The organism is Hyphomicrobium denitrificans ATCC 51888, from assembly GCF_000143145.1.
Classification (GTDB): Bacteria; Pseudomonadota; Alphaproteobacteria; order Rhizobiales; family Hyphomicrobiaceae; genus Hyphomicrobium_B; species Hyphomicrobium_B denitrificans.
Genome location: NC_014313.1, coordinates 439774 through 464190, shown reverse-complemented (window position 1 = coordinate 464190; position 24417 = coordinate 439774). Strand labels below are relative to the sequence as shown.

19 protein-coding genes are annotated in these 24417 nt (G+C 59.4%); 17 read left to right on the top strand and 2 right to left on the bottom strand.

Translation table 11 applies throughout. The features are described 5' to 3' along the window. Nucleotides 1–15: 15 nt before the first annotated feature. The 6 genes from HDEN_RS02175 to HDEN_RS02150 are packed head-to-tail and all read left to right on the top strand — an operon-like array spanning nt 16 to nt 6532. Nucleotides 16–1353, top strand: coding sequence for a hypothetical protein (locus HDEN_RS02175; RefSeq protein ID WP_013214484.1), 1338 nt, complete (start codon nt 16–18; stop codon nt 1351–1353). A 2-nt stretch (nt 1354–1355) separates the two neighbouring features. Continuing rightward, entirely contained in the window at nt 1356–2594 is a 1239-nt protein-coding gene (locus tag HDEN_RS02170) for a glycosyltransferase family 4 protein (protein WP_013214483.1), read from the top strand. Next, nucleotides 2591–3751 (top strand): glycosyltransferase, encoded by a 1161-nt coding sequence (locus tag HDEN_RS02165; protein WP_013214482.1) that lies wholly within the window; start codon nt 2591–2593, stop codon nt 3749–3751. Before HDEN_RS02170 ends, HDEN_RS02165 begins: the two co-directional genes overlap by 4 nt. Further along, nucleotides 3748–4323 (top strand): putative colanic acid biosynthesis acetyltransferase, encoded by a 576-nt coding sequence (locus HDEN_RS02160; RefSeq protein ID WP_013214481.1) that lies wholly within the window; start codon nt 3748–3750, stop codon nt 4321–4323. The genes HDEN_RS02165 and HDEN_RS02160 overlap by 4 nt, the downstream gene beginning before the upstream one ends. 48 nt (nt 4324–4371) lie before the next feature. Beyond that, the gene (locus HDEN_RS02155; RefSeq protein ID WP_013214480.1) at nt 4372–5166 is read left to right on the top strand and encodes a YdcF family protein; all 795 of its coding nucleotides are present in this window, start codon (nt 4372–4374) and stop codon (nt 5164–5166) included. A 55-nt stretch (nt 5167–5221) separates the two neighbouring features. Continuing rightward, complete coding sequence (locus HDEN_RS02150) at nt 5222–6532, top strand: glycosyltransferase family 4 protein (RefSeq protein WP_013214479.1); 1311 nt, start codon at nt 5222–5224, stop codon at nt 6530–6532. A 44-nt stretch (nt 6533–6576) separates the two neighbouring features. Here HDEN_RS02150 and HDEN_RS02145 read toward each other — a convergent pair whose 3' ends face one another. Together HDEN_RS02145 and HDEN_RS02140 are read right to left on the bottom strand one after the other, a co-directional pair. Then, nucleotides 6577–7104: a transcriptional activator RfaH gene (locus HDEN_RS02145; RefSeq protein ID WP_013214478.1), complete on the bottom strand. Its 528-nt coding sequence runs from the start codon at nt 7102–7104 to the stop codon at nt 6577–6579. Nucleotides 7105–7273: 169 nt separating this feature from the next. Continuing rightward, nucleotides 7274–8905 (bottom strand): ankyrin repeat domain-containing protein, encoded by a 1632-nt coding sequence (locus tag HDEN_RS02140; protein WP_013214477.1) that lies wholly within the window; start codon nt 8903–8905, stop codon nt 7274–7276. 1069 nt (nt 8906–9974) lie between these two features. Between HDEN_RS02140 and HDEN_RS02135 the strand changes: the two genes are divergently transcribed. The 11 genes from HDEN_RS02135 (at nt 9975) to HDEN_RS02085 (ending at nt 24396) form a co-directional block, all read left to right on the top strand. After that, the gene (locus tag HDEN_RS02135) at nt 9975–11276 is read left to right on the top strand and encodes an efflux RND transporter periplasmic adaptor subunit (protein WP_013214476.1); all 1302 of its coding nucleotides are present in this window, start codon (nt 9975–9977) and stop codon (nt 11274–11276) included. A 10-nt stretch (nt 11277–11286) separates the two neighbouring features. After that, nucleotides 11287–14535 carry an efflux RND transporter permease subunit gene (locus HDEN_RS02130; protein ID WP_013214475.1) on the top strand — a complete coding sequence of 1083 codons (3249 nt, stop codon included), beginning with the start codon at nt 11287–11289 and terminating at the stop codon, nt 14533–14535. Next, a complete protein-coding gene (locus tag HDEN_RS02125) occupies nt 14532–15002 on the top strand; it encodes a hypothetical protein (RefSeq protein WP_013214474.1) in 471 nt (156 codons plus the stop codon). Before HDEN_RS02130 ends, HDEN_RS02125 begins: the two co-directional genes overlap by 4 nt. 136 nt (nt 15003–15138) lie before the next feature. Then, complete coding sequence (locus HDEN_RS02120; RefSeq protein WP_013214473.1) at nt 15139–15321, top strand: hypothetical protein; 183 nt, start codon at nt 15139–15141, stop codon at nt 15319–15321. 78 nt (nt 15322–15399) lie between these two features. Beyond that, nucleotides 15400–16665, top strand: a complete 1266-nt coding sequence (locus tag HDEN_RS02115) for an IS256-like element IS1354 family transposase (protein ID WP_013214472.1) — start codon at nt 15400–15402, stop codon at nt 16663–16665. Between the two features lie 326 nt (nt 16666–16991). Then, nucleotides 16992–17339 carry an XRE family transcriptional regulator gene (locus tag HDEN_RS02110; RefSeq protein WP_013214471.1) on the top strand — a complete coding sequence of 116 codons (348 nt, stop codon included), beginning with the start codon at nt 16992–16994 and terminating at the stop codon, nt 17337–17339. 412 nt (nt 17340–17751) lie between these two features. Then, entirely contained in the window at nt 17752–18939 is a 1188-nt protein-coding gene (locus HDEN_RS02105; RefSeq protein ID WP_013214470.1) for a succinylglutamate desuccinylase/aspartoacylase family protein, read from the top strand. A 397-nt stretch (nt 18940–19336) separates the two neighbouring features. Then, nucleotides 19337–19870 carry a hypothetical protein gene (locus tag HDEN_RS02100; RefSeq protein ID WP_013214469.1) on the top strand — a complete coding sequence of 178 codons (534 nt, stop codon included), beginning with the start codon at nt 19337–19339 and terminating at the stop codon, nt 19868–19870. A 52-nt stretch (nt 19871–19922) separates the two neighbouring features. Next, a complete protein-coding gene (locus tag HDEN_RS02095) occupies nt 19923–20660 on the top strand; it encodes a fimbrial biogenesis chaperone (protein ID WP_013214468.1) in 738 nt (245 codons plus the stop codon). 197 nt (nt 20661–20857) lie between these two features. Continuing rightward, the gene (locus HDEN_RS02090) at nt 20858–23395 is read left to right on the top strand and encodes a fimbria/pilus outer membrane usher protein (protein WP_210160336.1); all 2538 of its coding nucleotides are present in this window, start codon (nt 20858–20860) and stop codon (nt 23393–23395) included. Next, nucleotides 23392–24396 carry a hypothetical protein gene (locus HDEN_RS02085; RefSeq protein ID WP_013214466.1) on the top strand — a complete coding sequence of 335 codons (1005 nt, stop codon included), beginning with the start codon at nt 23392–23394 and terminating at the stop codon, nt 24394–24396. The genes HDEN_RS02090 and HDEN_RS02085 overlap by 4 nt, the downstream gene beginning before the upstream one ends. Nucleotides 24397–24417 lie beyond the last annotated feature (21 nt).

The following is a 24417-nucleotide window of genomic DNA, read 5'->3' as shown; positions in this document are numbered from 1 at the left end:
CTGCAATCGCGCTAGATGCAGGGCCTATTCTATGGACAGGCAGGCTTCCTCGCCCTCTTCGGACTGTGGGCGATTTTTCGTGACTGGATGCGATGGCGCGACGTTTTCCATCCAACCATGTTCTGCGTTCCGCAATGCCTGTTCCTTTATGCCTGGCTGCCGATCTACGGCGCAACCAGCGACGAATTCGAATTCGTCTCCCGGGCCGGCTATTGGGACGAACTGGCAAAATTCCAGCTGGTCGCAAACGTCATGTGTGTTGCGCTGATCCTCGGCATCTGGCGCGGCGGCCGTCACGCGCGCAAAGCTTCTGCCCCGATCCTTCAACAAAATCCAAACGCCATTCTTGCCGTCGGCGTCGCCTTCGGATCGCTGGGCGCACTGACGTGGCTGGTCGGAATCATCAACGTCGGCGGATTTGCAGCCGCATACGGACATGCATACGGCGGCGGCTGGGACGACAGCGGCTACATTCGCGAAGCGGCGCAGTTCGGATTTGTCGCGACGCCGCTCATCATACTCTCCAGGCGCCACGGAGGAATGCAGCCGAGGCATTGGATACTCGTACTCGTCTTTCTTACGCCGCTTTTGCTGCAAGGATTGCTCGGCGCGCGGCGTGGGCCGACATTCCTTGCGCTGGTCGGTCTTGCAGGCAGCTACATTCTCGTCTTTCGCCCGCGCATTCCGTTCGTCGTCGCAGCCATCGGCGCGGCATCCGTCGGCGTCTTGCTTCTCTGGCTGGTCGCCAACCGCGACGCAATCTATCTCGGGTCCGAGGAAAAGCTCGACGGTTCGGTATCGACAATGCTCGAGAACTGGTCCGGCAACGAATATCTCTTCAGTTCCGCGATCGTGCGATACGTCGAGGCAACCGACGACACTTTCGGAGGCCGGCGCATTTTCGCGCACATGAGCGCACGCATCGTCCCACACTCGTTATGGCCAACGAAATATACCGACGTCGTTTCCGAGTTGGGCCTGAATATCGATCTGACGCGAGGCGCCGGCATTCCGGTTGATCGCATCGCGACGATCACCGGCTGGGACATCGCGGTCGGAGCCGCACCGAGCTTCGTCGGTGATTTCTGCCTCGAGTTCGGATGTTTCGCGCCGCTCGCGATTTTCGCGGTTGGCTTTCTTTACGGCCGGCTATGGAAACTGAGCCGCAGCGATCCTCGGGTGCAACCTGCCTACGTTCTGCTCGCAGCCCTCTCGATTTATCTCCTTACCCAGACAATCGAAGCCTGGATGTTTCGGGCGCTGCTTTTCGGCCTGCCGGCGCTGATCATTCTGCGCTTCGTTGCGCGCACGACGCCTATGCGCGCGCCGTCTCGCTATCGGCAGTCCGCATAGCAATGGAAAACGGCCGCACCTCCGTCAACCCAATGCGCATCGCGCTTTTATTCCGCAGCTACGGACCGTACCACTTGGCGCGCCTCGCCGATCTCCGGCGTCGCGCGTCGGTTTTGGCGCTCGAATTCACGGACATCGACCGCGACTACGATTGGCGTGTAGCGGAAGCAAAGCGAAGCGCCGGCGTCATCTCGCTATCGCAACGCCAAGACAGCCGCATGCAAAGCTTGGCGGCCTTGGACGGCTGGCTGAAGACATTTTCGCCCGATGTTGTCGCCATTCCCGGTTATGCCGAACCGCTCGCACTGCTGGCAGCATGCCTCTGCCAAGGGACTGGCATTCCAGCAATCCTGATGAGCGACTCTCACAATCTCAACGATCAGAGAAATCCAATCCGCGAATCTCTGAAGCGCCAAGTATTGTCCCTCTTCCATTCCGCACTCGTCGCAGGCACACCGCAGAAGGACTACCTCGCCGGATTGGGCTTTCCGTCGCGCCGGATTTCACTCGGATATGATGTCGTCGACAATCGCCATTTCTCCGGCGTCGGAATGCTGCGCCAGACTCAAGGCATAAGCAGCAATCTCGTTCGACCCCATTTCCTGTGCTGCTCGCGTCTCGTTGAAGGCAAGAATATTGTCCTACTGATCAACGCTTACCGGCGCTATCGCGACATGGCCGGAGAAGACGCCTGGCACCTCACGATTGCAGGCGACGGCCCGCTCTACGCAACAATCGCACGTCGCATCGCAGAATTATGTTTGACCGAACATATACATCTGGTTGGTCGCGCATCCTACGAAGATTTGCCCGCTCTTTACGCAACCGCTGGCGCTTTTGTCTTTCCAAGTCTCGCCGAAACATGGGGCCTCGTCATCAACGAAGCGATGGCCGCAGGTTTGCCCGTTCTCGTGTCGAAAGCCGTCGGATGTCATCGCGACCTCGTGCAGGACGGCGTCAACGGTTACATCTTCGATCCGGCCGATACAGCGCAGCTTGCGATGCTGCTGGACGACATCGCGACGACCCCGAAGCGGCGGGCGATGGGCGAAGCAAGCCTTCGCATCATCCACGATTGGGACCTGCACAGATTTTCGTCGGGGATGATCGAAGCAGCGGTGGCCGCGTATCCTCTTCGCTCGCGACGAAGATCGAGGGCCGCTGTCGCGCTGGCAGCAGCACTTTCTTATCGCGCACATCGCGCCTCGACAAACCTGCGCCGCACGACGCAACCGGAATGAAAGCCGCTCTTGTAACCTCCTCACTGTCGCGTGCCGGCGGCGGCGTATCGGCCGTCGTCGAAGACTTGTCGCGCGCCTTGCTCGCCGTCGTTCCAGACGTGCGCGTGATCGGCTTGCGCGACGCACAATGGCCGATCAAATCCACCGAATGGAATGGCGCACCCGCCTCAGCGCTCACCGTTCGCGGGCCGTCCGCACTCGGATACGCACCGGCCGCCCTTGCCCGCTTACAGGACATCGACGCAGCGATCGTTCACACGCATGGCCTATGGACCTATCCGTCGCTCGCGGTTTCGCTTTGGGCCTGCCGAACGCGTCGACCCTACATCGTCTCGCCACACGGAATGCTCGACACATGGGCTCTACGTCATTCGCGATGGAAAAAAGCCATTGCCGCGCGCCTCTATGAGAACGCTCACCTGCGCGGCGCAGCCTGCCTGCACGCCCTGTGCGAAGCGGAAGCCCAATGCATTCGCAGCCTGGGATTGAGAAATCCTATCGCAATCATCCCCAACGGCGTCGCCCCGCCTCCGCCGTCCAATACCTCTGCGCTTCCGCCGTGGTGCGCGAGCGTTCCGGCCGGCGCGAAGGTCATACTGTTTCTCGGGCGCCTGCACCCGAAAAAGAATCTGACGGCGCTGATCGATGCCTGGCCCAAGCACGAATTGGGCGACTGGCACCTTGTGATCGCAGGATGGGACCAGGGCGGCTACAGCCAAATTCTCGCGAACAAAATTCATCAGCGATGCCTCAACGATCGCATCCATCTCGTCGGCCCGCTTTTCGGAATTGATAAAGAAACCGCATTCCGGCGAGCAGACGCCTTCGTGCTGCCGTCACTAAGCGAAGGCGTACCGATGGCAGTGCTGGAGGCATGGTCTTACGGGCTGCCTGTGCTGAAAACCGATGCCTGCAATCTTCACGAAGGCTTCTCCGCAACGGCCGCCGAGCGCCTTTCGCTAAATCCGGTCGAAATGGCGAAAGACCTGTCGCGCTTTTTGACCTCGCAGCCCGCCGAATTGCACCAAATGGGACGCAGCGGCCGCGCGCTCGTCGAACAACAATTCAGCTGGACCGCCACGGCCGAGAAATTCCTCGCCGTCTACGAATGGCTCGTGAACGGCGCCGAACGTCCGGCGAGCGTACAAGTCTCGTGAAACCTCCCGACGTGCGGCTCGATACCTACGACCGCAAATCTTTCGACCGCGGCCGTCCGCGATGGATCGAAGTGCTGTGGCTCGTCGTCGAATGCCTTCTCGTTAGCTCGCCGCTTCCCGGAGCAATACATCGCCGATGGCTGTTGCGTTTATTCGGCGCGCGCATTGGAAAAGGCGTCGACATCAAGCCGCGCGTTCGCATCAAATTTCCCTGGAAGCTGACCGTCGGCGACGACAGTTGGATCGGAGAAGGCGTTTGGATCGACAATCTTGCAGATGTGAATATCGGCTCGCATTGTTGCATATCGCAAGCCGCCTACCTCTGCACCGGAAGCCATGACTGGAGCAAGCCAGGCTTCGACCTCATCACCGCATCGATCGACATCGAAGACGGAAGCTGGATCTGCGCGCGAAGCATCGTCGGCCCTGGCGTCGCAACCGGAGAGGGCAGCGTCCTTGCTTTGGGCAGTGTCGCGACACGCGATCTCGCGCCCTGGTCTGTTTACTCCGGAGTTCCGGCCGTACGGATCAAGGCACGCTCTGCGCCAGCAACGGAAACCAATCACGCTTGACGTGCCCCTTTCGGTCCATGCACGGTGCATCGAAACGAAAGCCTGCGCATGTTTCACACCGTCTCGAAAATCGTATTCTTCTTCGCACAGCCGTCGAGCCTCGCCGTTCTCCTCATCGCGGCGGGCTTCATGCTCTATCGGTTTCGACCGTCGGCAGCACGCTGGCCGATCGCATTGGGATTTAGCTGGCTCGCTGTTGCCGGATTTCTCCCACTCGGCAATGCGCTCGTTCTTCCCTTGGAACAACGCTTCGAGCAGCGCCAGCCACCACTGCCCGATGGTCATCTGACGGGCATCATCGTCCTTGGTGGATTTGAAGACGGCTGGGTGACGTCAAATCGCGGCGGTCTCGCAATCAACGAGTCTGCGGAACGCCTGACCGAAGCCATTCGCATCGCGCGCCAGCGTCCTGAACTGAAAATCGTCTTCACCGGCGGCGTCGGAGACCTGTTCGGCGGCTTCGAGGCAAGCGAAGCAATCCGACAATATGTCGTTGATGCCGGCATCGCACCGGAACGCGTCATCATCGAGAACGGTTCTCGCGACACCTACGAGAATGCTGTCTTGACGCTCCAAACACTCAATCCAGCGCCGGATGATCGCTGGCTGCTGGTCACATCCGCATATCACATGCCGCGCGCCGTCGGCGCGTTTCGCCAAGCAGGACTGAACATCTCACCGTTCCCCGTCGATTTCCGCACGCGCGATGCCGGTGACATTCTCCGCTTTCCGATCAGTGTCGCAGCAGGATTACAGCGCGCCGATCTCGCAGTGAGAGAATGGATCGGCTTGGTCGCTTACCGCATTGCCGGCCGCAGCTCTGCAGTCTTCCCTGCACCGTAAAGCGCGGCATCTACCCCACGCAAAATTCGAAACTTCCCAACACGCGGAGCAAGCTTTGCGCGCGATCTTCATCAATCGCTTCTTTTATCCCGACCATTCTGCAACCAGTCAGATGTTGTCGGATCTCGCCTTTGGCTTAGCGCAGGACAGCATCGAGGTGACCGTCATCACGAGCCGCTTGCATTACGACGGCAATGACAACAAGCTCGCGCCGCATGAGACGATCTCCGGCATCGAAGTTCGCCGGATCTGGACAACGCGTTTCGGCCGCTCGCGACTGAAACTTCGCGCAATCGATTATCTAACGTTCTATCTCAGCGCAGCCTGGACACTGTTACGGATGACGGCGCGTGGCGACCTCGTCGTCGCGATGACCGATCCTCCGATGCTTTCCGTCGTCGCCGCACCTATCGCAAAAATTCGTGGCGCGCGCCTGGTGAACTGGCTGCAAGACCTTTTTCCGGAAGTCGCCGACGCACTTTATTCCGGCGGCAAGCTCAGCGCTGTGCTGCTCCGTACTCTTCGCAAGCTGCGAAACATTTCGCTGCGCCAAGCTGACATGAATGTCGCCATCGGCGAGTTGATGGTCGAACGTCTTCGGCAAGTTGACATCCCGGCGGAACGCCTCTGCGTGCGTCACAATTGGGCGGATTGCAAAGGCATTACGCCGATCGCGCCGCGCCATAATCCGCTGCGCGCCGAATGGAACCTCGGGAACGATTTTATCGTAGGCTATTCCGGAAATCTCGGACGAGCGCATGAGTTCGAGCCCATCCTTGCAGCGATCCAGACAATCGAACACGACGATGATCGTTTAGCGCGCCCATCGATACGCTGGTTGTTCATCGGCGGCGGCCACGCATTCGAGCGCCTCAAAGAAGAAGTTGACAAGCGCGGATTGACGTCCGTCGTGTTTCGTCCTTACCAGCCAAGATCGCAACTTGCTCAAAGCCTGTCCGCGGCCGACGTTCACATCGTGACCTTGAAACCTGAGCTTGAGGGGCTGATCGTGCCAAGCAAGTTCTATGGCACAGCGGCCGCGGGCCGGCCTGTTCTCTTCATCGGAGCATCCGGCGGAGAAATCGACCGGCTGACGAAACAGCACAACTGCGGACAAACGGTAGCGAACGGCGACGGCAAGGCGCTCGCAAACGCTATCCTCGCATTATCACGCGACCCGAAGCTCACGTCGCGCATGGGCGAAAACGCGCGACGCGCCTGCGAAGACTTCTATGATAAATCCATCGCGATCCAAGGCTGGGCACGCATGCTTCGCGGTCTCTCCGTCACTGCAGAAATGCCCAGCGCCGCCGAACGAGACCAAACATATCGTCCGGAAATCACAGACACTGTTCTGACAGAATAGCTTTACCTCGCACGAGGCGACCCGCGTTCGCCCTAAAGCCGGCGCTAGCAGGCAGAAAGTTGATCTTCCAGAACTGTGACCTTCGTCGGACGGTTCAAGAGCGTCATCAGAACGACGAGGCGATCCTTATCGCAGAGTTCAACGATCTCGGCTGCGATCCCATCGAACGGCCCACGCGCAAATCGCACGATCTGTCCGATTTCACGCTGCGACTCCGCACGCACGATGACACCGTCTTTTTCTCGCGCTTTCAGAGCGTCGACAATTGCGCCGTCGAGCCGGCTGGGCTCGTTACCATTGCGCACAATGCTCCGGATACCGACCGTCGATAAGATCGGACGCCAACGCATGTCGGGCGCTGTCCACCGCGCGAACAGATAGCCCGGGAAAAGCGGCGTTAGACTCTCGCGGCTGATCCGCGCGTGCCGCGTCGTCTTTCGGATGACCGGCGCATAGATCTCATAGCCCTGCTTTTTCAGATTGCTCGCCGCCACAAATTCGCGGTGAGCCTGGGCGTTCACCACGACCCAGCAGGGCTTCCATTCCGCACCATCAACGCCGCCGATCGACATCCGAGCAGGACCTTGCAATCGCATTTCAGAATTAGGACTAACACTAAAATGCTATATTGAGAAGGCTCGGTCGGATCAAATCCACAGCCGGGATGATATGGCCCCGCTGAGCGCCGAAGAGCACGCGAGACGGCCGCGCTTACGTAGCCGCCTCACGACATACGCGAGCCTAGCCCGCGTTCTCCGCGCCTCGTTGCAGCAGATATGCCGCTACGTCCTCGGAGAACCGCCTGCGTTTGCCAACGATGACGACACAGTTGGGATCTTCGATATCCCATTGCGCTCCTGGCATTCCGTACGCGACGAGCGCCTCGGCGCATCCCACCCAGTCGCCATCGTCAAGCGGCCGGTTCCACGACGCCCAGCTTAGCGTCCCGCACACATTGTCTCCAAAACCGTGCTCCTCGGTCCATGAAGCACCGCACGCGAGAAGCTGCCGCGCCATCGCAGCGTCGCCGCGAAACACCGCGTGATTGAGCGCGCTGGCGTTCCAGTCACCGCCGCGCTCTGTGATCGGCCAGCCGAGTTCAGCCATCAGCGCGACAGGCCCTGAGCAGCCCGCGGCCGCAAGCTCCGGAAGCATTTTGAGTTGAGCGTCTTCAAGAGCGGCGGGCAGATCGGGCCTCCGCGCTTTGATGCGCCGCGCCGCCTCTGCATCATCGCGCGCGCAGGCCGCCATGAACTGCTCATCTTCGCTCAAATCTGAAGCGGCACCCGCTGCCTTGAGCACGGCGGCCACATCCGGCAATCCGTACCGCAACGCTTGCACGTAGGCGCTGACGCCATCCTTCGTTTGAACTGCCGGATCGACACCCGCCGCGAGCAAAGCCTCGATATGAGCAGGTGAGCGGCGCCGACGGATCGCCCAGAACAGCAGCCGCCCGCCCTTCAGCTCATCCGCTCCTGCCGCGTACGATAACAGCAGCTTGAACGTGTCGAGATCGTCGAAGTCGAGGCTGCGAAAAAGCGCGTTCGTGCCGGTGACGGTCGCCCCAAATTCGAGGAGCAAAGGCGTACAAACGGGCTTATCCAGCGAGTGATAGAGGGACTCCCCATCGTTCGGATTAGCGCCCGCAGCCAGAAGCCGCCGCGTCAGATCGAAATCGAAATTCACGCCCGCCGCACCATGAAGCGCAGAAACACGCCACGTCTGAGGCGGTGCACCAGCGACGCTCGCCGAATTTTTGCTGACACTCAGATTGACGTCAGCCCCGGCATCAAGAAGCAGATCGACAACCTTGTGAAACCCTGCGCGATACTCGGGAACGCGCAGCAAACTCGAGTGCGTCGCGGCGATGAGCGGCGTCAAACCCAAAGGTCCACCGATGCGATTGACCCACGACGGATCGGCTTCCAGTTGCCGGCGAACCAACGCCGCATCGCCGGCCGCACACGCGATCCACGGGTCACGTGCGGGCAGATCGGGATGCTCCGTCAGCAGCCGCGACGCCGCTTGCGGCCTGGCGCTGTTCGTACCGCCCGCCAGGTCCTCGGCATAGACCAACCGGCAAAAAGCCTTCTCCAAAATTGCGGGATCGCCTTCTGACACACGCCGCGCATCGACGTAGGCCTTGAGATCGGTCCATGAGTCAAAACCGTACTCGCGCGCGATGCACGACTGCGCATCGTGCAAGCGCAAATTCAGTCTGCTGGCGGATGCGGGATCGCGCCCTGCCGCAAGCGGCAACGCGTTGCGAAAGCGCGCGACCGCGTCCGGAGCGGCGCGCCTGAAGTCCGCAAGCAGGTCTTTCGCCTGCCGCTTCAGGTGATCGATGTCAGGTCTGCTGGGAAGAGACTTCATAAATACCTCCGTGCATATGACGCCGAAGACTCGCAACTCGGCTGCACAAAGGCTGGAGAGACATCAAACATACAGAGCAAGTGGGCTATGCCCTTCCCGCGAGTCCGGATGCGGCTTGCCCGCTCGCGGGAAGCTATTTCGGCGTGTGAGCCAAGTCAAATGCTCGCAGCGGCCAGACACCGCCCCCGATCGTGCGGAAACCCACTATCCAGGTTGCCGAACGTGGAACTCGGCGACCCGGCAACGGCAGCGATACGCGGGGGTCTTCGCGCAGCCCGCGTCGCGACCGAGGGACTTTGAAAAGCGGTCGCTCAATTCGCTACAGCGATTCGAAATGACAAATTTCCGAGCCAAATAAATTGACGAGTGTCGTCAATTAATTGAGCCCCGCCGTCAATTTTCCGTCGGCGAATATCTGCGCAGTTAGAAAAAGCATGCGGCAAATATGGAATTTTCGTCATTCCGGCCAGTCGCATTTGCCGCGCATCTTGACTTCGACACTTTCAGTAGCCACCCTTTCGCAATGGCAACCGTGACACAAAACAACCGCGACTCGCGGGGCGGAACATCCGCTCTCAGGTTGCGCGTGTCGCGAGCAAGAAACTTTTTCAAAGCGTTGCTGGTCTGCGTTCTCACCCTGGCCCCCTTGCCAGCTGCATCGATGCACGCGACGTCGCATTTTGCCCTAGATCGTCACTCGAACATTGGGACGTCCGCCAACCTGTCTGGCGACGAGACCAATTCCGACGCGGGGGCAGGACTGCTTGGCGGTTTGGAGCATCATGCTTGCAGCTCGCCGTGCCTTTCGACCCCGCACTCACGGTCTTACTACGTTGTCGCGTCGTTCGAGGGAGCGCGCATTCGCTACCCCGTTTATGCGGACGCCGATCGAGCATCATTTAAGCCAGATCCTCTGCAGAAGCCGCCTCGCTTGACCCATAGCGCCTAAGCGCTCGGCTTCGCGCATTGCGCTTTTGCGCGCGCCTTTCTCATCGCCAATTCGTTGATGAACTGAAACTTGAACGTGCGCTTTTCTAAGCGCGGCGTTCCGTACGGATTGTTCCACCTAATGAAGAAACTCGGTCTTGTCGTCGGCTGCCTCCTATTGGGCACGGTCGCAGGCGCGTACTTTTATCATGCAGAGAGTTTTGCTCCAGCGGTCCAGCAGACCATGGTGCCGAAACCTGACGCGCAGTCCTCTCCCGTGTCTGAACATTCCGAGCACACCGGCCCGGAACATGCCGATCCGGACCATCAGCATAAGCCGTCCGAGACGTCTGCTCCGCACGAGGCGGAGCACGACCATGAGAAGGAAGCCGACAAGCTTGCGATGGCCACAGAGCAAATCGCCAAGTCGAATATCGCTGTGCAACGCGTAGAGCCGGGCGTCTTGCACTCGCGGCTGAGTGTGCCGGGGACAGTCATCCCGGACCGCAACCGCGTCGGCCGCGTGCCGTCCAAGGTCGTCGGAACCGTTGCCGAATTGAGAAAACGACTAGGGGATCAGGTCAAATCGGGTGAAGTCATAGCGATGCTCGACAGCCGCGAGGTCGCTGACGCCAAAAGCGAATACATCGCGGCCACCGTCAACCTCGGACTGCAGGAAACTCTTTTTCAACGCGAAAAAACGCTTTGGGACAAGCGCGTCTCATCCGAACAGCGCTTGCTCCGCGCCGAAGCGATATTTCAAGAGGCACAGGTCCGCAGAGACCTCGCGAAACAAAAACTTTCCGCTCTCGGCGTCAGCGACGAGTCCATCGCCAGTCTCAAAAGTGGCGCAGGAGAACTGAAGGGCCTCGAGCGCTACGAGATCAAAGCACCCATCAGCGGACGCATTGTCGAACAGCTCGTGGACATCGGCACGCCCATGGGCGGCGAAGGCCAAGCGCATGAACTCTACGCGATCGCGGATCTTTCCAAGGTGTGGATTGAACTCATCGTCTCGCCCCAGGATCTGCATCTGATCAAGGAAGGTCAGCAGATCTCCCTTGGCGACACGGGGAGCGGCACCATCATTTTTACCAGCCCGGTTCTGAACCAGGACACGCGGTCAGCGCGTGTCATCGCATCAGTAGACAATGAAGACGGTGCCTGGCGTCCCGGGTCATTCGTCACGGCCGATATCGCGGTATCGGAGGAGAAGGCTGATCTCGTCATCCCGAAAACAGCGCTTCAGACGATCGAAGGGCAATCCCGCGTGTTTGTCCGCACCCCGGAAGGTTTTGAAACGCGACAGGTCACCATCGGCAAAGACGATGGAAGCACCGTCGAGGTGCTGTCGGGTCTTGAAGCCGGTGAGCCGATCGCGGTTGCGAACACCTTCTTGCTCAAAGCCGAGCTAGGCAAATCTGAAGCACAGCACGACCATTGAAGGTGCCGATATGATCGCGCGATTGCTTTCCTTTTCCGTTCATCAGCGTTGGCTCGTGATATTGCTCACGCTCGCCGCCGCCTCCTACGGCATTTACGCGCTCGATCGACTGCCGATCGACGCCGTACCCGACATCACGAACAACCAGGTGCAGATCAACACGGTCGCTCCGTCGCTTGCGCCGGTCGACATCGAGAAGCAGGTCACCTTTCCCATAGAAACCGCGCTCGCCGGCATCTCGGGACTGGAATACACGAGATCGTTGTCGCGCAACGGCTTCTCGCAGGTGACTGCAGTCTTCTCCGAGAAGACCGATGTTTATTTTGCCCGGCAGCAGGTCGGCGAACGTCTGCGAGACGCCGAGAAAACCCTGCCAGATGACATAACGCCGAAGCTCGGCCCGATCTCGACAGGCCTGGGCGAGATCTACATGTGGACGGTTCAGTTCGCACCTGCCGGCACCGTTCAAATCGAAGACACAAAACCCGGCCCCCAGAGCGACGGAAGTTACCTGACGCCGGAAGGCCAGCGCCTCACCACCGACGTCGAACGCGCAGCCTACCTCAGGACCGTGCAAGACTGGATTATCCGCCCGCAGATGATCACCGTTCGCGGTGTCGCTGGCATCGACGTCATCGGCGGCTATGAAAAACAGTATGTCGTCCAACCCGACCCGATCCGTCTGGCAGCGCTTCGATTGTCTTTTTCGGACATCGCCCAGGCGCTCGAACAGAACAACGTCAATCGCGGTGCAGGCTACGTCGAAAAGAACGGCGAGAGCTTTGCGGTGCTCAGCACAGGCCGTCTTGCCAATATAGAGCAGATCGCAAACGTCGTGATTGCTGCGCGCGACGGCCTGCCGATCCGCATCAAGGATGTCGCGACAGTTGAAATCGGCCGCGAAATCAGATCGGGCAGCGCCAGCGAAAACGGCCACGAAGTGGTCGTTGGAACGGCGCTCATGCTGATCGGCGGCAACAGCCGCACGGTCGCCGCTGCGGTCGATGCCCGGATGGCGGAAGTTCGTCGAAGCCTGCCGCCGGGTATCGAGGCTCAAACGGTTCTGAACCGCACGCTGCTGGTGGACGCGACGGTAGCAACCGTCAGCAAGAATCTCGCCGAAGGCGCGTTGCTCGTCATCGTCGTCCTCTTTCTCATGCTCGGCAATTTCCGGGCGGCGTTGATCACCGCAATGGTCATTCCGCTGGCGATGTTGCTGACGATGACGGGAATGGTGCAGTCGAAAATCAGCGCCAATCTGATGAGCCTCGGCGCGTTGGACTTCGGTCTGATCGTCGACGGCGCCGTCATCATCGTCGAAAACACGCTTCGTAGGATCGCACAAAGTCAGCATGAACTAGGCCGAAAGCTGGCCCTCGAAGAGCGTCTCGCTACGGTCATCAGTTCCGCCGAGGAAATGATCAAACCATCGGTCTACGGACAGGCAATCATCATCCTCGTCTACGTTCCGCTGCTCACCTTCACGGGCGTCGAGGGGAAAATGTTTCTGCCGATGGCCGAAACGGTCATCATCGCACTGCTCGCTGCATTCGTGCTCTCGTTGACGTTCGTTCCGGCGGCAATCGCCATCGCCTTGTCAAAGCCGGTTGAAGAGAAAGAAAACGTTCTCGTTCGCATCCTCAGAGGGTTTTACGAACCCTTGCTGCGCAAGGCGTTGACAAGACCTTTGATGTGTTTGCTCGGCGCCGCGCTTTTGCTTGTGCTCGCCGGATCGCTGTTCTCGAAGCTCGGCCAGGAATTTATTCCGACGCTCGACGAGAAAAACCTCGCCATGCAGGCGATCCGCATTCCGAGCACCTCGCTTTCGCAATCTCAAAGCATGCAAAGCGAGCTCGAGAAAGTCATCAGCACATTTCCCGAGGTCGCATTCATTTACTCGAAGACGGGCACGGCAGAAGTTGCATCGGATCCCATGCCGCCGAACGCGTCCGACACGTTCATCATGCTGAAACCGACACACGAGTGGCCCAATCCGAAACTCGGAAAAGACGAGCTTGTAGCCAAATTTCAAGCTGCGATCGAAAAACAGCCGGGCAATAACCTCGTTTTCTCGCAACCGATCCAGATGCGATTCAACGAGCTTCTGGCCGGCGTGCGCGGCGATCTCGCAGTCAAGGTCTTCGGCGAACAGTTCGAGCCGATGCTGCAAACCGCCAACCAGATTGCATCCATTCTGCGTGCCACGGAAGGCGCCACTGACATCAGCGTCGAACAGGCGTCCGGCCTTCCTTTTCTCTCGATCACCATCAATCAGGATGAGATTGCACGTCTTGGGCTGAGCGTGATGGCCGTCCAGGACGTCATCGGAAGCGCCATAGGAGGCCGCGATGCGGGCGTCATTTTCGAGGGCGACCGCCGCTATCCGGTCATCGTCCGATTGTCGGACGCCGTGCGCGACGATCTTGAAAAACTCAAGCACCTCCCGGTTCCCTTGCCTCCGGCCGCCAACGGCAAAGCCGCTTCTGTCCTCCTCGAGCAGGTGGCCAGTTTCGCCTTCACCGAAGGTCCAAATCAGATCAGCCGTGAGAATGGAAAGCGGCGCGTCGTCGTCACAGCCAACGTGCGAGGCCGCGATATCGCCTCTGTAGTGAGCGAGGCACAAGCAAAGGTCGCGAGCCAAGTCCCGCTGCCTGCCGGCTACTACGTCGCCTGGGGCGGCCAGTTCGAAAATCTTGCTGCTGCGCAGAGCCGGATGATGGTCGTCGTACCGGCGTGCTTCTTCTTGATCTTCCTGCTTCTGTACTCGGCACTTGGATCGCCGCGCGACGCACTGCTGGTGTTCTCCGCGGTTCCATTGGCGCTCACAGGCGGAATTGTCGCTCTATGGCTGAGAGACATGCCTTTTTCCGTATCGGCGGCCGTCGGCTTTATCGCCCTCTCCGGCGTTGCCGTCTTGAACGGCCTCGTGATGATGACGAGCATCAATCAATTGATCGAGCAAGGCGTCGAACGCCGCGCGGCTGTGTTCGCGGGCGCTGTAACCCGGCTGCGACCGGTCGTGATGACCGCATTGGTCGCGTCGCTCGGATTCGTGCCCATGGCTCTGTCGACCGGCACGGGCGCCGAAGTGCAAAAGCCGCTCGCAACGGTCGTCATCGGCGGCCTGATCAGTGCGACCATACTTACGCTCCTCGTCCTCCCGGCGCTTTGCGCCAAGTTCGGTAGCAAGTCGCCATCAAACGCGAAACCAGAGCCAAAAGTGCCCGCATTCACGACATCGGCGGAGGCATCACAATGATGCTCGAACGCCGGCAGGAATTTTCGCAGAGAAAGGCACGGCTGGCTCGCTTCATCGCCGCCTTGATGCTCATAGTGTTCCTGCCTGCCGGCGTGTTCGCGGGGCCGCTTCGCTATTGTTTGGGAGATAACGGTCACCAAGGGATCGAACTCGCCCACTCCGCGAATTCGCGGCACGGCGCTTTCACCGAAAAGCACCAACTGGCGGATGCTCGCCTCACGCTTCCCGACGCCCAAATCCAGCATTCGAACTGTCGTGATACGCTTCTCATTCCAGTTATTACGAAGTCCGAAAAACGGTTCGGGAAAACGCTCAGCCGAAATCCATCTTCTGCAACGCACGAGAGATTGTCTCTCGCGGCACGCGCAAACACGCATGAACTCGCGAGTGCCCGCATCCCGGCAGCGCCTCTTCGCGCCGTCGATCCTCGGCTGGTGACACTCCGAACGATAGTGCTGCTGAACTAGGCTTCGAAACGCGGCTTCAAGCACTCACTGCGTTAGCCGCTTGCTGTTTTCCAAATTTCGCGAGGCTACCGGAACGAGCGCACACAATGCACCCGGTGCCCAGATTCTATCCATTTTTGTCACGAGGACACCATCAATGGCACCTTCGAAAACCCGCCTGATTTCGAGACTTGGCGTCGGCATGATCGCGTCAATATTGAGCTTGAGCTTTAGCATTCCAGCCGTCGCAGCCGATGACGCAGCATCGGCCATCGGCAACGCGCCGACATACGGTCCGTTGGTTGTCGCCGACGCGCAGGTGCCGTCGCGGAGTTGGTAGGAATTGAGGTTGGCGTAGTCTCCGGGGTGATCAACCTCGAATCATCCGGCGTTGAAGCGTCGGACTGGAGACTACGCCATGAACAAGCCTACCACGAAGCCTGATTCCTCGCAGCCTGCGACCGAGCTGGCTGTTGATCTTTTCGACAACTGGTTTGACCCGATCGAGGCCGAGGTGCGGGCTCGGTCGCGCCAGTTCATCGAAGAACTGATCCGCGGCGAGCTCGACGATGCACTGGCACGGCCGCGCTACGGACGGAGCCAGATGGCCAGCAATGAAGCAAGAGCCGGCGTTACGGGCCATCGTCACGGCAGCCGGACGCGGTCGCTGACCGGCACGTTCGGGCCGATCGAGATAGCAGTGCCGCGTGCCCGGCTGACCACGTCCGAGGGCATGACGACGGAATGGAAGAGCCAGGCACTGCGGGCCTATCAGCGGCGCACGCTTGCCGCCGATGCGCTGATCGCGAGCAGCTATCTGGCCGGCACCAATACGCGACGGGTACGTCGCGCGCTGGCGGCTCTGTTCGGCGGGACGGTCGGTAAAGACACGGTGAGCCGGACCTGGCGCAAGGTCAAAAGCGACTGGGATGCCTGGAACAGCCGCTCGCTGGCCGACGAGCCGATCGTGCGCCTGATCCTCGACGGCACCGTCGTTCGGGTACGGCTCGACCGCAAGGCGACCTCGATCTCGTTGCTTGTTGTGCTTGGCGTGCGCGCAGACGGCCAGAAAGTGCTGCTCGCGATCAAGAGCATGGGCGGCGAGAGCGCCGAGGCCTGGCGCACGGTGCTGGACGATCTCATCAAGCGCGGGCTCAGGCGTCCCGAGTTCCTCATCGTCGACGGCGCGCCGGGGCTCGACAAAGCCATTGCCGTCGTCTGGGACGGCGTGCCGGTGCAGCGCTGCACGGTCCACAAGCACAGAAACCTGATCGCGCATGCTCCGGAGCGCCTGCACGAGGAGATCACCGCGGACTACAATGACATGATCTATGCGACGACGCCTGAGGAGATCGCGGCTCGCCGCAAGGCCTTCATTCGAAAATGGAGGCTCAAGCACCGCGCCGTTGCTGACAGCCTGGAGGAAGCAGGCGACCGCTTGTTCACCTTCGCGCGCATGCCGCCGAGCCAATGGCGTAGCCTACGCACGACAAATGCGATCGAGCGGTTGCACGAGGAGTTCAAGCGGCGGATCAAAACCCAAACCGTGTTGCCGTCGGCCGACACCGCCGCGATGATGTTCTGGGCGCTACTCGCCTCGGGACAGATCAGCATGCGCAAGGTCGATGGTTGGCAAACCCTCGCCACAAAACCCATCGATCAGCCAATTGACCTTGCCGCCTGAAACGATAACTTCATGTTCCCGGAGAATTCGCCAAGCCGAATTCCAACCGCATTCCGGACGGCACCGACGCGCATTCCTATCGCCACTGTCACAACCAGCTCAAGCGGACCTACTGCCACAAAGCGGATCGCTTACCGCACAATTCGCCCCCGAACTCCGACACCCCTCACCGGGCATCATCTGAAACCGGCGCGCAGAGGGATTGCCAGCTCGATCCAGAGCGCTGCGGCAACAATCTCCTCGCCAGGAAACGATGAGCAGGCGATGCCGTTGAGGCGTTTCGTGCGCCTCAGCGGCAATCCGCCAAAGTCACAGGGGTGACTTGAATGAGCAAAGCGCAATTCAGTTCAAACAGGCTTCGGGGCTATGTACGCCGCTCCGCGCCCAACAAGGCATCCGCCGATGAGGTCGAAGTCTTCGAGCAGTGGGCTTCTCGCGTTGATGACGCGAGAAGCGCCGTCGCCGAGCAGATCGTTGCTTCTGTCAAAGAAAAATGGGGTACGGCTGTTGCCCTTGAGGCTGCGACCGGAATCTGCCGGACGGAGATATCGCGCATTCGTCGCGGAAAATTCGACAGGTTTTCCCTAGACCGGCTCGTCTGGCTGCTGGGAGTTGTCGATCCTGACGCCGAAGTTCACCTCAAGGTGGAGGTCGTCACAAAAAACGAGAAATGACCAGCGAAGGCGAAGTTTGAACATCGCGCTTCTCTCAGACATGTCGTGGAACAGGCTGTGCAGAGGTCTGCACATGCCTGCATGTCGGCTGTCAGTTTCATGGCCTCCGGCCGGTTCAAGGCGTACCATAAGCTTTCGGCCGAGCTGTAACGGCGCCGCCACATCAGCTGGCTGCGGGAGTTCAGGCCTCCCCTTGAACATCGTGCGACGCCGATAACGAGCGCGCGAAGGACAAGATTGACGAGACCTCCAAATTGCGTGCCCCCATTTTGATACCCGAATTGTCGCTTTGTGAACCGTCATTCGGATAACGCCCCACGATCTTGGCTTGCATCCTTGCTGCATGCGGACTTCTATGTGCCGGACCATATCGCTGTGCGAACATTGCCGCTGACCGCGGAAGGACCCCGCCATGTGGAACAAAGCCAAAAAAGACGTCGATCGTCGCGACTTCATGATCGCATCCGCTGCCGTCGGTGCGTTCACGATTCTGGCCGATGCGCGCGCTGAAGCCGAAGGCGCGGAAAGCAGCTCCGTCGGCGCGGCGACCGATAAGCCGACAATCTTCACCGGCGACGTCATTCAAGGAAAGAAAGTCGTCAGCGCACTCGACGTCAACGATCTGGAACCGGGAAAAAAGCACTTCCTATACTTTCAGGGCGTGCAGTTGCCGACCGGCCAACACTGCTATGTGTCGGTGACGGTCGCCAAAGGCGCAAAGGCTGGCAAACGCGCCGTCCTTGTCAGTGGCGTCCACGGCGACGAGATGAGTTCGGTGCACACGATCCATGCAATCATGGACAAGCTTGATCCTGCCGAGATGTCGGGAACGGTGACGGCGGTGACCGACATATCTGGACCCGCGTTGAGCGGAATGCAGCGCCGATGGCCGGACTACGGAAGAGGCTCCGGTCTCATCGATATGAATCGGGAATGGCCGGGCAACGAGAACGGCGCCACCGCGGCCAGCCGGCACGCAGCACAAGTGTTCAACCGGCTGCTACGGCCCAATGCCGATTTCGCGATCGACTTCCATACGGGGACGACCGGGTTTGAAGTCACCGCGTTCAACATCGCTGGCATGGACGTGCCGGAAATCAAGGCGATGGTTGACCTATATCCGGTTGGCCAAGTGTTCGACAATCATGTCTATCCTGGCGTCCTGCATAACGCGTTTATTGACGCCGGCATTCCGTCCTTTACGCCGGAGATCGGCGCCGCACGCGTCCTCGATCTTGAAATGATCGCGCTGTTCGTGGAAGGCACGATCAACGTGCTGAAGCATCACGGCATCGTTGCAGGAGCCATGGGGCGGACGGCTAAGGATGTGACGGTTTTTACGGGAAACAGCGCATTTCCGATCCTGGCGACCCAAAGCGGGCTCGTTGAGCATCTGGTCAAGCTCAACGACAAGGTGACGCCCGGACAGAAGGTTGCCATTCAGCGCAACAGCTTCGGCGAGGTCGTTGCCGAATACGCAAGCGCCGTCGATGGTGAGATCACGGGCCAGCGCAGCGATGCCATGGCCGAGCCCGGCAATCCTCTGACGTTCATCCTTTTCAACAAGTCAGCAGCCGGGAATGAAGTCTATCCGGAATAAACCTTACGGTATCAGCCTGTTCAAATTGAACGTGTTTGAAATAACCGCTGCCATCCGACAGGCTTCTCAAAACGCCGATGGCGAGCGCGATCGCACGGCAAAATTGACGTGACCCGCAATGCTCATTTGCGCCTCGTTTAAAAAATTCTCCGGCGCGACCTACGGGATACAAGATTCATTTAGGCCGCCAAAAATCCCGCCATCTATTCGCTGACGCGCATCAGAGGGAAATGATTTATATCGAGGGGAAACCAACACGTAAAATTACTCGCTACGCATTGCGTCAGACTCGTACCATTGCGGGATATTCTTAATGTTTTTTTTAGGCGAAGGAGGAAACTTGAATCGCGTGGATTCCGTGTGCGAGCGTTGTCTCAGCGAATGCGGATTTTAAGCCATGACAAAAACAACGACTGCGATCTTGGGATTGCTGGGCAGCTTTGCCTGCAGCAGCAGCGCGTTCGCGCAAGCGGCGCAACAGGAAATTCAGATATCTGCGACGGTGCCAAAGTCATGCACAATCAACGGCACCTCGAGCGGCGTCGACACGGCGACAATCGGAATTGACGCGGCCGGCGATGTTATCGTCGCTCCCGTCACGCCCACGAACGCCCCTTATCTCAATGTTGTTTGCAATACGCCATCTACGCTGCAACTCCGATCCGACCAGGGTGCCGTAAAAACCGGAGCGACGGCGAGCGGCTTCGCCAGCATCATTGACTATCAGGCTTCGGCAACCTGGAACGGCCAAACCGCAACACTAGATACGGCCACGATCGCCACGGCTACCGGTCAGGAAACCGGCACGGCCGAACCTGTGGCGGCCGGCTCGGGCCAGCTCGATGTTACAATCACGCCGGAAGCCAATGTTCAACCGCTGCTCGGCGGCAACTATTCGGATTCGCTTTTCGTCCTGCTGACACCGCAGTAATCGCGTCCAAGACACATTTTTATTTAATGCATTTTATTCGGTGAGGCACATCATGCCGCTTCTTCGGACGATTTTGCTTGCTCTGCTTTGCGGGATTTTTCTTACACCGCGCGCCGCCTTTGCAATGACGGTGACGCCGACGCAAATCGAGATGACGTCGGCGGGACGGGCCAGTCGCGGAGCAATCACCGTTGTCAATAATAGCATCGCGCCGCTCGCCGTCGAACTCATTACCAAGCTCGCGACGCTCGACGAGAGCGGAGTTCCAAAAGCCGAGGCTGCCGATGACGAATTTCTGATCATGCCGCCGCAGGCGATGATCCCACCTGGAGCCACGCAGAATTTTCGCATTCAGTGGCTCGGTGATCCACTGATCGAGACTAGCAGGACGTTTCTTATTTACGTCAACCAGATCCCCGTGAAGATGACGAAAAAGACCAGCGCGGTGCAGGTCGTCTTTGGCATGGGGGTGATGGTCAACGTCGCCCCGCCTCACGGTCAAGCCGCGCTCGAAGTTGCCAAGACCGATATCACGACGGACGCGCGCGGTCGTCGACACCCCGTTTTGACCGTCTTCAATCCGAGCAACGTTCATGCGCTGTTTCCCCGCGCAACAGTAAGAGTCTCGGACGGCAGCTGGTCGGAGACCATCACAAGCGGCGAACTCGCACAGAGCATCGGCATCGGGCTTGTTCAGCCAGGCCATCGGCGGCGTTTCGTTCTGCCTGTCGTCGTGCCTCCGGACGTCAAGTCCGTGAAAACAAGCATTCAGTTTAATACCAAGCCTTAAGGCGACGTGCTTTGTCTACGATGGCACGGCGCAGAAACGACCATTATCCGTTTCAGTCTCGCGCCGACTTGTTGTCTCCGGACACAGCGAGGCGAACGCCTCAAACGCGTGACACGCTATTTGCACTTCAAGTGCTGCTTGCAGCGTTCGCCGGCCTGCCAAATTGCACTGCTGTCGCCGCTGGCGTCGAGTACCAGGTGCCTGTCTCCTCTAAGCTGAATACCACGGGCAAACCGATCGGCATGGATGTCCCAGTAAAAGATGGAGACCGCGATCTCGGCGACGTTGCAATCCGCATCAATGCCGACGATTCAATTCTGGTCAGCCGTACGGGGATCAGCCGGGTGATAGAAGCGAGCTTGGGCGCTTCAGCTCGCAAGAGCTTGGCGACGATCGATGGCGACGCGACGTTCCTTCCGCTCGCGGATTTTGCGTCTGCCGAAATCGGTCTTCGATTTGACCGGGCATCGCAGGAGCTCATTCTGAACGTTGCGCCCGAGCAGCGGGCGACATCGGACCTTTCGCTTTCCGGCAACCGCCAGGCTCCGCCAAGCTCTGTCTTGGCATCTCCTGCAAAACTGTCCGGATACGTCAATCTTTTTGCCAGCGTCGATCATCAATGGGGAATGCACTCAGCTGGAGAAAGTTTTGCCGAAGAGACGAGCGGACGCCTCGAATTCGACTCCGCGGTCCGAGCTGGAAATTTTGTCTTCGAGAACGCGGGCGTTCTCGCCGGAGACATCGACATCAACGTTTGCCCGACGGCTGCAGTCTGCGCGTACACGCATACTCCGGGCATCAAGCGGTACATGTCTCGCCTCGTCTACGATATGCCGGAGGACCGCATTCGCATCGAAGCTGGCGATGTCGAACCTCTGGGAACGAGCTTTCAGAATACGCCCAGCTTGCTCGGCGTATCGCTTGAAAAATCAGGCCGCAAGCTCAGTCCCGGCGATACGTTCGCGCCGACCGGCGGCGGAACGTTTATCGTCAACAGGCCATCCGACGTCGAAATCCGCATCAATGGCATCACGCAACGACGCGTCCAGCTGCGCCCCGGAACTTACAACATTCGAGACTTGCCGCTGGTCACCGGAGCCAATGACGTGGACATCGTCATCATCGACGATGTTGGGCGCGAGCAGCACGTTTCCTTCTCCTCATTCTTTGATACGAATCTTCTTGCCGCCGGCGCGAGTGAATGGGGCATCACCGCGGGCGTGCCGTCGTATCTGCGCGACGAGTCGCGCGAGTACCTCTCCGATTCCTATATGGCGAGCGCCTTCTATCGTTATGGGTTGCGAGACACCCTGGCAGGCGAGGTCGACATTCAGGCCGACCCGCACGTCGCTATGGCAGGAGCGGGGGTTTTGACAGACTTTGCCTCAGGACTTGTCGGCGTTAGAGGCGCCGCGTCGGTCGGAGAAGCGGGCTCCGGCTTTGCGGCCGGTGTAGATTGGACGGTATTGAATTTTCGCGGCCTGACGCAGGAGAATGCCGAGAGTTTTCATCTTTCAGCCGAATACAGAAGCCGCTGCTTTCACTCCGCGGGCGATATTGATGCGGCACTCACCGGCATCATCTATCCGCAGTGGAACTATTGGCTGAACTTAGGCGCAACGTACTCGGCCCCCATCGGATATCAAACGACGGCATCGGTCTCCGGACGCTATCAGGTCGCCAACGACGAGGACTTCGAAAGCGCATTGTTCGCCTCGGATAATCGCTACGGCCTCGATCTGACGCTTTCGCGCCCACTGAACGCAGAATGGTCCGGAAGCCTGACGCTCGGCGTCTCGAATGAATCCTATCTCTCCGGCATTTCTCCGCGCGCGCCGAGCGGCACCGAATTTCGCGCGGCGGTCCGCTTGTTCGGACGACCCGATGCGGCGACGAACGTCAGCGTCGGCTATGACACATTGAACGAGCAATCGGACGTGTCCGCCTATCGTTCTGCGGGCAACGGGATCGGACGCTGGGACACGAGCGTCAACGTTCAGCAGAACGCCTTCGATGAGCGTGCATCTGTGAATGGCGTGGTCGGCTATTACGGCAATCGCGCGCAGGTTCGCCTTATTCACAACTCCGGCTTCGACGGCGTTTCCATATCGGATTTCCGTGTGCAGCCCGGCCAGCAGCGAACATCGCTGCAAGTGGGAACATCGCTCGCATTTGCCGACGGCCACTTTGCGATCGGTGCTCCGATAACGGGTGATGCCTTTGCACTCGTCTACCCACATGAAAGCATTGCAGACAAAACAGTCGTTGTCGGCACCCCCGACGACGTTCGCGCGATCGCCGATGGATGGGGCCCGGCCATCGTTACGAACTTGCCTGCCTATGCGCCATCGAACATTCCCGTCGATGTCGCCGATATCCCGGTCGGCTACAGCTTAGGCGCGGCAACATTCGATACGTTCGCGCCGATGAAAGGCGGCTACGCGTTGGAAGTCGGATCGTCGTACTCCGTCTCCGCATACGGCACGCTGCAATCTCGCGACGGCGCTCCGATCAGTCTGCTGACAGGCACCGCCTATCAGGTCGATCACCCCGACAAAACCGCCACCGTCTTTACGAATGCGGCCGGACGGTTCGGCGTCGAAGGATTGGCGCCCGGGCGATGGATAATCGAAATGGAGACGGACGGAACTCCGACGCGCTTCGTGCTGAACATTCCGGAGAACGTCGACGGTCTGTTCAAAACCGGCATCCTGCACCCGGTGGACGCGTCATGATGATCAGGCAATACCAGACGGTGCTGTTTCTGATCTTGCTGTTTGGGTGCTCACACGCCCAACCGGCCAATGCCCTTTGCGCAATTCTGACGGCATCCGCTACGCCGCTGACAGCAAATACCGGGACGTTTGCACCTGGATCCACGCCGTCCGCGCAGCCGGTCGTCATCAACGTCAAGGGAACATTCATCGCCGCATTGGGCGATCTCGCCGGCGGATGCGCCGCCGCGATTTCCTTCAACCGCTCGTCGTTGCCCGCATCAATGCTGATCTCCGGAGGCGGTACGGCGACGCTACCTTATCAGCTGAGAGATTCGAGCAGCGGCGGCAAATCTCTGCTTTACACTGGCAGTGGCATTCCAAGTTCGGCAAATGCACTGACGTTCACATTTCCCGCAGCGCTTCTTTCAATCGATAATTTCAACGTCACGGTATGGGCGCAAGCTCAGCCGAACGTCACACAGCAAGCCGGAAGCTACCTCGACAATATTACAATCGACGTTTTCACAAGCACGCTCGCCGGCATCCTGCAGGGGCGAGTTTCAGCTCAGGGTTTCACCGTAACGGGAACGGTTCTGAAGTCCTGTACCGTCGGGGGCGTCCATACGCCGGCAGCGGATACTGCGGTCATCCCCATCACGGCGAGCGGCAACGTCAATACTGCGCCGATCAATCGTTCCTACTCGAACGCGTTCTGCAATTCGCCAGCCAACGTGCAACTGACGTCGGACAATGGCGCGGTGACGACGGGCGGCTCGGGCGGGGGCCTGCAAAGGCTCATCAATTATTCCGCATCGGCGTCGTTCTCCGGCGCGGCCGCGTCTCTCAATACGGCCACCTCGCCGGGAGCGACCGGCGCCGAGTCCGGCCCGGTATCGCCGACGTCAGGCACCTCACCAACGGGAAGTCTCGGAGTAACGATCACGCCGCAGATCAACGCTCAGCCACTTGCCGCCGGAAATTACTCGGACACCCTGCGGATCACGATTACACCGCAATAGAGCGTCTCTGTATCGAGTTCC

Coding starts and splice junctions, on each gene's coding strand:
- HDEN_RS02175 (WP_013214484.1), top strand. CDS start 16: ATGCAGGGCCTATTCTATGGACAGGCAGGCTTCCTCGCCCTCTTCGGA.
- HDEN_RS02170 (WP_013214483.1), top strand. CDS start 1,356: ATGGAAAACGGCCGCACCTCCGTCAACCCAATGCGCATCGCGCTTTTA.
- HDEN_RS02165 (WP_013214482.1), top strand. CDS start 2,591: ATGAAAGCCGCTCTTGTAACCTCCTCACTGTCGCGTGCCGGCGGCGGC.
- HDEN_RS02155 (WP_013214480.1), top strand. CDS start 4,372: ATGTTTCACACCGTCTCGAAAATCGTATTCTTCTTCGCACAGCCGTCG.
- HDEN_RS02145 (WP_013214478.1), bottom strand. CDS start 7,104: ATGTCGATCGGCGGCGTTGATGGTGCGGAATGGAAGCCCTGCTGGGTC.
- HDEN_RS02140 (WP_013214477.1), bottom strand. CDS start 8,905: ATGAAGTCTCTTCCCAGCAGACCTGACATCGATCACCTGAAGCGGCAG.
- HDEN_RS02135 (WP_013214476.1), top strand. CDS start 9,975: ATGAAGAAACTCGGTCTTGTCGTCGGCTGCCTCCTATTGGGCACGGTC.
- HDEN_RS02130 (WP_013214475.1), top strand. CDS start 11,287: ATGATCGCGCGATTGCTTTCCTTTTCCGTTCATCAGCGTTGGCTCGTG.
- HDEN_RS02125 (WP_013214474.1), top strand. CDS start 14,532: ATGATGCTCGAACGCCGGCAGGAATTTTCGCAGAGAAAGGCACGGCTG.
- HDEN_RS02120 (WP_013214473.1), top strand. CDS start 15,139: ATGGCACCTTCGAAAACCCGCCTGATTTCGAGACTTGGCGTCGGCATG.
- HDEN_RS02115 (WP_013214472.1), top strand. CDS start 15,400: ATGAACAAGCCTACCACGAAGCCTGATTCCTCGCAGCCTGCGACCGAG.
- HDEN_RS02110 (WP_013214471.1), top strand. CDS start 16,992: ATGAGCAAAGCGCAATTCAGTTCAAACAGGCTTCGGGGCTATGTACGC.
- HDEN_RS02105 (WP_013214470.1), top strand. CDS start 17,752: ATGTGGAACAAAGCCAAAAAAGACGTCGATCGTCGCGACTTCATGATC.
- HDEN_RS02100 (WP_013214469.1), top strand. CDS start 19,337: ATGACAAAAACAACGACTGCGATCTTGGGATTGCTGGGCAGCTTTGCC.
- HDEN_RS02095 (WP_013214468.1), top strand. CDS start 19,923: ATGCCGCTTCTTCGGACGATTTTGCTTGCTCTGCTTTGCGGGATTTTT.
- HDEN_RS02085 (WP_013214466.1), top strand. CDS start 23,392: ATGATGATCAGGCAATACCAGACGGTGCTGTTTCTGATCTTGCTGTTT.